This is a genomic window from Fulvivirga sp. M361 (assembly GCF_007097395.1).
GTDB lineage: Bacteria > Bacteroidota > Bacteroidia > Cytophagales > Cyclobacteriaceae > Fulvivirga.
Map to the genome: position 1 here is coordinate 20,509 of NZ_VKDC01000057.1, position 8,142 is coordinate 28,650.

Annotated in this window: 11 protein-coding genes; 1 reads left to right on the forward strand and 10 read right to left on the reverse strand. The window is 41.8% G+C overall.

Annotation, left to right across the window (positions count from 1 at the left end):
• Positions 1 to 17 precede the first annotated feature (17 nt).
• Positions 18 to 1,076 (reverse strand): T9SS type A sorting domain-containing protein, encoded by a 1,059-nt coding sequence (locus FNH22_RS30375; RefSeq protein ID WP_143402307.1) that lies wholly within the window; start codon positions 1,074 to 1,076, stop codon positions 18 to 20.
• Positions 1,077 to 1,152: 76 nt separating this feature from the next.
• On the opposite strand from FNH22_RS30375, the gene FNH22_RS30380 reads away from it, so the two are divergent.
• Positions 1,153 to 1,335 carry a hypothetical protein gene (locus FNH22_RS30380; protein WP_143402308.1) on the forward strand — a complete coding sequence of 61 codons (183 nt, stop codon included), beginning with the start codon at positions 1,153 to 1,155 and terminating at the stop codon, positions 1,333 to 1,335.
• Positions 1,336 to 1,474: 139 nt separating this feature from the next.
• Here the strand turns inward: FNH22_RS30380 and FNH22_RS30385 are convergent, their stop codons facing one another.
• From FNH22_RS30385 to FNH22_RS30425, 9 genes are all read right to left on the reverse strand, one after another.
• Positions 1,475 to 2,326 carry an N-acetylmuramoyl-L-alanine amidase gene (locus FNH22_RS30385; protein WP_143402309.1) on the reverse strand — a complete coding sequence of 284 codons (852 nt, stop codon included), beginning with the start codon at positions 2,324 to 2,326 and terminating at the stop codon, positions 1,475 to 1,477.
• Between the two features lie 5 nt (positions 2,327 to 2,331).
• Entirely contained in the window at positions 2,332 to 2,847 is a 516-nt protein-coding gene (locus FNH22_RS30390) for a 3TM-type holin (RefSeq protein WP_143402310.1), read from the reverse strand.
• Between the two features lie 72 nt (positions 2,848 to 2,919).
• The gene (locus FNH22_RS30395; RefSeq protein WP_143402311.1) at positions 2,920 to 3,435 is read right to left on the reverse strand and encodes a hypothetical protein; all 516 of its coding nucleotides are present in this window, start codon (positions 3,433 to 3,435) and stop codon (positions 2,920 to 2,922) included.
• A gap of 44 nt (positions 3,436 to 3,479) precedes the next feature.
• Positions 3,480 to 3,851, reverse strand: a complete 372-nt coding sequence (locus FNH22_RS30400) for a hypothetical protein (RefSeq protein WP_143402312.1) — start codon at positions 3,849 to 3,851, stop codon at positions 3,480 to 3,482.
• Between the two features lie 257 nt (positions 3,852 to 4,108).
• Entirely contained in the window at positions 4,109 to 4,540 is a 432-nt protein-coding gene (locus FNH22_RS30405; protein ID WP_185154508.1) for an RES family NAD+ phosphorylase, read from the reverse strand.
• A 14-nt stretch (positions 4,541 to 4,554) separates the two neighbouring features.
• Complete coding sequence (locus FNH22_RS30410) at positions 4,555 to 4,965, reverse strand: antitoxin Xre-like helix-turn-helix domain-containing protein (protein WP_143402314.1); 411 nt, start codon at positions 4,963 to 4,965, stop codon at positions 4,555 to 4,557.
• Between the two features lie 753 nt (positions 4,966 to 5,718).
• Positions 5,719 to 6,213 carry a transposase gene (locus FNH22_RS30415; protein WP_370513208.1) on the reverse strand — a complete coding sequence of 165 codons (495 nt, stop codon included), beginning with the start codon at positions 6,211 to 6,213 and terminating at the stop codon, positions 5,719 to 5,721.
• 247 nt (positions 6,214 to 6,460) lie between these two features.
• Complete coding sequence (locus FNH22_RS30420; RefSeq protein WP_143402316.1) at positions 6,461 to 6,859, reverse strand: hypothetical protein; 399 nt, start codon at positions 6,857 to 6,859, stop codon at positions 6,461 to 6,463.
• Positions 6,860 to 6,870: 11 nt separating this feature from the next.
• Positions 6,871 to 8,142: RHS repeat domain-containing protein (locus FNH22_RS30425; RefSeq protein ID WP_221420384.1), on the reverse strand; the 1,272-nt coding region annotated here is incomplete at its 5' end.

Below are 8,142 nucleotides of genomic sequence, written 5' to 3' on the forward strand. Positions count from 1 at the left end.
CGTTGATCAGATGTTAATCATCGGGCGATTATCTTCGTTGGTTTTTCACTTCCGTTAGAGGTTGACTTGAGCAAATAAATACCTGGGGAAAGATGTTGCTCTAACTCCACCCTTGTAAGAACGTTGTTTATGTCAATCGTCCGGATCAACTGACCGCTTGTATCGTATAGAAACATCTGCTTCCTTTCGGAAGGGTTTTCCACACGAATGTTTAAAATATTGCCATGAACAGGATTAGGAGAAACCTGAAGACCATTTGATGACACTGTAACCGAAGAAATCACATCAAAGTAGGTGTATGTTCCATCCCGGCCTACCTCCTTAAGACGGTAATAAATGTTACCCTCATCAAGTTTTAAGAAAGACCAGGTGTATTTTATTATATGCTGACTATTACCAGCCGCCTTATGATATCCGATAGAATCAAAGTCTACTCCATTTAAAGAACGTTCTATGGTAAAATAATCTGAGTTTAGTTCAGTAGATGTGGCCCACTCCAGATCAACCATAAATGAATTCTTCTCAGCCCTGGCAACAAAATAGAGAAGTTCCACCGGTAATACGGAATTATCACATCCTGTGAAACTACCGAGTTTATTGATTACCAGGCCGAAATTAGAACATATCCCACCTACCGAAATAGTACCTGTCAATCCAAAGTTGATAACGGTGCTTAACCCCAGACCTGTTCCATTGGTAAAATTACCGTCAATGATCAGATCACCTGAAATCACAATGGCGGAACTATTATCCTGGTTAAGTAAGTTTTGATTGACCCTGAGGGTCGATCCCACGTCAGTAGTTAACATACTTGACTCACCAAGAACAAGATCGCCTGTGATAGTGAGTAATGATGAAGAGTTTATTACCATTGATCCGGTGTTAAGTGTGAAGTTTCCGGCAATAATTATATCATGACTTACCAAAATAATATCATCAGGTCCGGGTACGCATGAGCAGTCAGGGCCTGCCAATACGGTCGACCAGATGCCGTCCGGTCGGCTATAAAAATTACCTCCGAAAGCGATATTTTGAACTAAAAGGAATAAGAGTAAGTGAAAAAAAGTCCTTCTCATCGCCAGTCATTTTGCTGAAAATAATTTTAAAACCAGAGATAAGGATAAATTATCGATTAACCGTTGCTTTTGTTCGATGAACAGTAAAGAAGTAAAGCGCGAAAACGGACTTCAACATGCGTGGCCTACCATAAAAGAGTTACGGCTTAGGCAAAAATTGTCGAGTATCGTGAATTATCGGCCATCCATCGTAGCAATAGGAAATTGGTCGAAGCAGGTTTCGCAGGATGGTATTGATGGCCTACATTTACAGTCATAAAGCCAACTATAGACAACGAATTATCCCCTGAGGCCAGGTCTTCAGGGGATTTTTTGCTTTATGAGATTTTTTATTTGACATTAAGCATAATCCTGGAAGAAGATCAAGGCCATGCTTGCATTATCGTTCATTGAGCAGGTTAATCTACCCTTAACCAGTCTGCACTTACCCATCCTTGTTCTTCTATCTTTACCTTATACCAATTGCCCTGTCGTTCTATTACTTTTACCAGGCTTCCACGCGGTAAAGGCTTCGTTATTTTGATACTGTCTGTACTTGGCCCGGAGCGAACATTTAATTTATTGGCAGTAACGAGTCCCATTGTTTCTGATGGCATTCCTCCCAGGTCACCTTCAAACTCATCTTCATCCTCCTGCTGACGGTCTGAAAATAAAATGTCGTTCCTGATCTTATCCAAGGGAAAGGCCGGTCCCGGGTCTACCTTTCGGCCAGGGGAAATTTCTTCATGCCCCAGGATCAGGTTAATACCATACTGACCCACTAACAAACGGATAATGTCTTCGGTAATTTTGATTTGATCTTCCGTATAGCGATGCCAGAAGCTAGCAGCCTCCTCGTTGCGATGTACACCCTCAAATACTTCTTCCGCCGGATAGGACTTTTTAAACCAGGACAAATATTCATTCCCTTGCTTATCCAGTCGCCCGGCATTGTCAATTTCTATTCCGATGCTATAGCGGTTTAAGCCACTCCGTGAGTCCCAGCTACTTCTGCCTGCATGCCAGGCAATCTTATCAAAAGGGACCAACTGTGTGATGCTATTATCACGGCCTATCACCAGGTGTGCACTGGCTTTAACGGTCGGGTTGATAAGTGTTGCAATGGAAGACCGGGCATCACGCCCCGCAGTGAAGTGAACCACCACCGTGTCCGGCTGCCCCTGCACAAATTTACCGCTGGTTTTATCCGTGAGTTGATGGGTGATCTTTTCGGTTTTATTTTCCTTTAGCAGGTGATCTGTGATTTCCATATTCCTTACCCTTTAATATCATCTACTTTACTTGCACCACTTCCCGTAATTATCCCTGTCAGCCGGTTACGTACACCCGTTTTTTCAAAAGACCGACCAATACCATAAACACCTACTACTCCGCCCCAGGTAAGAAGAAAGCTATTGAAAATAGCATCAGATTGTTTGATCATGGCCTGTAACATAGTGGCATCCTGATATATATTGGATAAAATGAGGTGCCTCAAACCCAATATCTCGAGCAGGATGAAGACCAGTCCCATATAGACCACTGTGGGGCGTGCTCGTTTGGTGTAGTTGTCCCCTTGTGAAAGTTCGGCTTTGATTATGTCTGCTTTAGCATTTATTTCAGAACGATAAGTTTCTTCAATTTCACTATCACGCTTTTGAAGCAGGCTTTCCAGTTGAAGCTTGAAAGACTCTTTTTCAGAGGGGCTCATCTTGAATTTACCAATGATGTTACCCACACCACTCAATACCTCCTTTGTACCGGAACCCAATATTTTACTGAATATGCTCATAGAATCGATGGTTTATTTATTATTCGGTTAGTTTTCTGTTATAAGATCTTTATTCGTGGTGGCTTTACAGGATTATAAGGCTGCGATCAGGAGACCCACTCCCACACCACCGGCAAACACTACTACTTTATCAAGAAGTCCGTTCCACCAGATGCCCTTGGTTTCTTTGCGTAATTCCTTCACCAGACGCTCCAACTGCTGTGATTTATGTTCCAATGTCTCGTTGTTCTTTTTGAGTTCGTTATTATTTCGTTTTAAATCATTGAGTGTAGTGCTGAGATCCCGGAGGATAAAAGCCATGTCATTGCTCAGTACTGTGCTATCGGCCTCTATAAGCTCTCCGATCCTTTTCAGTACCTTATTTGTTTTCTTTAGTTCATCTAATAAAGTGTTTCTGTTGTCTACAAGGTCATTGTACAATAACTGGATAGAATCAAGGTTATCCAGCTGGTGGTTGATGTATCGGATACGGGAGGTACTTACGACATACGCTGTATCAGCAGCAATATTGACCATGGCCCCTTTATTTGCTTTGATGAAGTCATCGGATGTATGAAAAGTAACCTGCCCTAATAACCCTGGAGCCATGAAAACGAACGATAGCAATAAAACGTATGTCAATGAGTGTCGCATCATTTAAATCGAAAACTATTGTTCAAACTATCCAGTCTTTGCACAGAGTCCTGCCGTTCTATCACATCATCCAGGGCCTGGTTCAGTGTGGCAATACTCCGCATTCTAAGGGCTAAAAGAGAGTCAATATCATGTTTGAACCGGGTGAGATTACTTTTTGTGGTAGTTAGTTGAGTTTCAATAGCTTCGTAAGCCAATGACAGAGAGTCATATCGTTCCTGAACGAAAGAGAGAGAATCCACCGTATTTTCGATCTGCGAGGTGAGAGATTTGATTTTTTTAAAAGAGTTTCTGCCGGAAGCAATGGCGTAAACGGTTAAAATCCCGATAATTATTGCCAAAGTAATCGTAACAGGTTTATTGATATTCATAGAAATAATCCAATATGAAAATTCAATATACTCATTAATTGAAAGTTTTACCATCTGTTACTCTGGTAAATCGTTGATGATCTGATAAAACAGCGTTAAGTGCCTGATGGCCTTTCCCTTCTCAAATTCATCGCACTACCTGGTCATGAAGGCAGTTTAAGGATTTATAGGAAGCTGACTTACGGATAACCGGAATATGTCCAAAGAAATTAGACCCTAATCTTTGTCCGATGCCCCGCACCTATGGCATTCCGTGCTCACCAAAGTCGCTTATCAAAAGTGATCTCTTTAGTACCGATCACTTTGACCTGTTCAAAATGCGCATGCTCAGGATTGATAAGATAGTTGCAATTGTCTTCATTGATCACCGATGGGACCTTCATAACCAATGACTCCCCACCTTCCAGCCATTGATTGCCGGTTTCACGGGTAGGTATAATGTGCTCTTTCCAGTTTGGGGCCAGGTCCGATAAAGAAGTGATCTTAATTTCTGTTTCTGGTACGTGGATGGTGATGAGTTGATAGGGTAGTCGTCGGGTTAACCCTTCTGTGTGGGCCAGGTATTCTAAAAGGGCCAGGCTGGAATTTTCAGAAGTATATAAAACACGCACACCTTGAAAGTTCCACCTTCCCGGAACGATCAGGGATCCATAGCCGGAAATATCATTCGCATATTTCGGATGGGCCATCCGATAAACTAACATTAAGACAGGATGCCCATTTTAGTACGGATAATTTCTTCTTTTACCTGCTGAATACCGGTGATGGAGTGCATGAGCTCAAAGGGCTTCTTGCCATGAAAAATGGATTTACCTGTTTCCAGCCAGTTTTTAAAAGTCTCCAGGTCAAAAAAGGCTTCAACCCCTTCTTTATAAAGGTCTATCACCTGGAGGAACCGGTCTGAGATATCTTTACTTAAGTGATCTTGGTTTAATTCACGTTGCAACGTGCGGGTGGATACTCCTAAAAGCTTGGAGGCTGTATTTTGGCTGGTTTCAATCGAATCTATGAATGTTTTTAAAGAAGAAGCCGGCACTTGTTCTCCTTTATATAAAAACCCGCTTAACAACTCATAAATGGTTTGTTTTTGGAGTATTAGCAGTTCTGCACCCATAGCTTTTGCGTTCTTTTATTCAATAACGACAAATTAAACACTTTTGTTGGTATTTTGTCGCATTTTTTCTTTTTGAAGTAAACTAATATGCGCTTCTACGTTAAAAAAACCTATCAAAACCCAATTCCTATTGTCACTGTTGGAACACTTAAAAAATGCTTGCATTAAAAATGAACTTTAAAATTTGAATGTCACGGTAAGGCTGGCGTTGCCCGTGTGTTGGGTTACGAAGCTGTCTCCCTATGGTGTAATGTAAACTAGATTGGTCTGCGTCCGGCGATCAGGAGATTACTTCACCTCCCCCGGCGCAGCCCTGTGCTGAGGTTCGTAATGACGATTGTTTTTGGGGCAGCCATTCTAATCTAAAATCCTTGGCAGGAAGTGGATTCAATTATTTTGATCATTTTTCAAAGTTACTTATCCCAATAAATGGCACGCTAAAAACCCGAACGTCACAGCGAGGCTGGCGTTGCCGGTGGGTTGGGTTACGAAGCTGTCTCCCTATCGTTGGACGCATCATTAATTCGTTAAGGTATCTCCTGCAAGAAATAGCTTCTTATTTGTACATTCATTTAAAGCAAAGGTAGCACGTCCAGGAGGCCCTGGTCATCCCTTACCTATGCACTTCTACGTTCGGTTTGTAGTGTGCCGTTCACGGTTTTTCGATAATACCCCAAATGGCGCAAGTCTATGACTTGTGACTTCCAATGGTCACCAGGGTTTGTAACCCGGCCCAGTGGAGCCAATCCCCAATCATTCAATGAATTCTATATCAATGAAACCCTTTCTCCCGGAATAGTCACGTGCACTGCTATACAAGTAACTTTCAGGCTCATCTACTATTCCTGCTTCCACAGGATTATTGTGAAGATAACTAAGTTTCTGATCTATTAACAGATTACCGGATAGTTCTAACGGGTGATTATCTTGTTGCCAAAATTGATAGTACTTGTTGTTGCTGTTGCTTTTTCCAGCTTCTTTGAATAACCACAACATCCGGTTTTTTCGACTTTCTTGTGGATTTCCTTCTATCATTGTTATCAATTGCCTGGAGGTATGCTTTTTAAAATCTCTCAGGATATATTCTTGTTTGAAACCATCAGCGGAGGAAATGATCAGGTGGACATGATTAGTCATAATACACCAGCCGTACAACAAGAGTCCTTTGTGTTTTTGGCAATAACGGAGGCTATCAATCAGTACATCTTTGTATACGTTTCTGGTGAATACATCTACCCATTCTACCACAGCAAACGTTATAAAGTGAAGCCTGGTTTGATCGCGTATTTTGTATTTTACACTTATGGTTTAGGAGTCAGCCTGTTTTGCCGAGTCACAGACTCTCGGATTCATTTTTAAGGCACAATGTACAGACTTGCGCCAGTTGGGGGATTGAGATTCAGAGTTTGCCCGAGGAAGACAAAAGCCCGATCCTGTACACGCTTGATAACCTGCTGCAAAACGCACGTACGAAAAAGGCTTTTGCTAAGTAACCTTACCTAAACCCTTCCAATGTCTTAGGAGGAATGGGGCTTTCAATATCTTGAAGTTCTATGTAGACATTAACTAAGCTGTTGGAAGGATTGCCCTTTTCGTAAGCTACCCAAAATTTTTTATCAGAGCATAGGCTAAAATCGTGTTCGCAACCTTTAAATATTGGATCAACCGGAATAGTCCTTTTATATTTTTTATACTTGACATAATACCTGTAAGTCAGATGAAATGATTCGAGAGATCCGACAGAATGGTACTTTTCGATTTGTCCTATTATCAAAATATGATCTTGTTTAACTTTCTTTTTATCTGAATGGTGAATATAACTCCAAACAGCATAAGCAATTATGCTGATGATTATAACGGTCCAACCAAAATATTTTTCAGACTTTTTGATCATTTAAGTCGATATTATTGGCTATGCTTAGTTCCTTGATCTCGCAATAAAATTTCTTTGGCTTCATTTCTACCCTGCTTTTTGAAAACCTCTATTACAAACTCTTTAGTAGGATTCTTAACGGTATTACCTAAATCATCTTTGCCCGATCCCCCAGGTATAAACTTAAAGGCAATTCTTAAACCAAATTCAGCGAGGATTTTGTTTTGATCATCAATCAAATCTTTTATCACCAAACCGTCATCAGTATCCAGATCGACTAACGTTTTGAGACCTTCTTCTACTAGTACTAAAGCAGGATTGTCTTTGCTAAGCTTACCTAATGCTCCTTTAAAAAAAGCATTGGCTAAGTCAATATCACCTGCTCTAAATTCCACTTTCCCAGTTTCTTGGAACCTGTCAATCGCTTTTGCCAAGGACTGTGTTGCTGCATCCACCAAAAATCTTTCTGCAAAGGGCTTTACTTTAGGTAGTAGTGTCCTTGCGGCTTGGCTTCCGGCTACTGATTCTGCCACCACGCCAACAATCAAACCACTAGCCACACCCTTGATCATGGGGTCTTCAGACATTCTAAAAGCGAATTCTCCCTGAGTGGCTAATTGCCCCTCCTTGAGCCGTTGTATGTTCTCCTTAAACTCAAATTGTCTTAATTCTTTTTGCCGTTGTGCCTCTGATTTATTTGATGCAGGGCTTAAAAAAGTCGCATTGGGATCATTTCTTGGATCAAGACCTTCACCTGATAACAGTTGTTTAAGTCGTTGCTGCTTTTCTTGCCGCTGTTTTTGAGATAACTGAAGGCTTAGTCTTTTATCTCTGAGTGGGTCTATGTTGGTTGCGTCAGATTTAACCATAGGAGGGCTTTTCGTTTTTGTTCCTTCCAGTCCATCAATATCCACATCTCCAACTGGGTCGTTACTCGCATATTGATAAGGTGTAAGCTGTGGATAATCATCCTTCAGCGGATCAACTGAAACAAACCTCGCCAACCAGGCCGCATAATACCGTGCCCCATAATAGTAAAGCCCGGTCTCATCATCGCGCTCCTTACCTACATACCGATACCGCTTAAGGGACGTTTCTGCGCTATTCCGGCCCGATCTGTACGAGCTGCTTCCAAAAGGGTAATACTCCTCAAAGCTGATCATATTACCGCTGTAGTCTGACTCCAACAGCGCAGAACCCAGGTGGTTGCCCAGGTGGAACCGGTACAGTACGGTAGGAGTGGTAAGTGAAACACCGCCATCCACCATGAGTTCATCGATCAGGACTATGCGGCCCTGGTCATC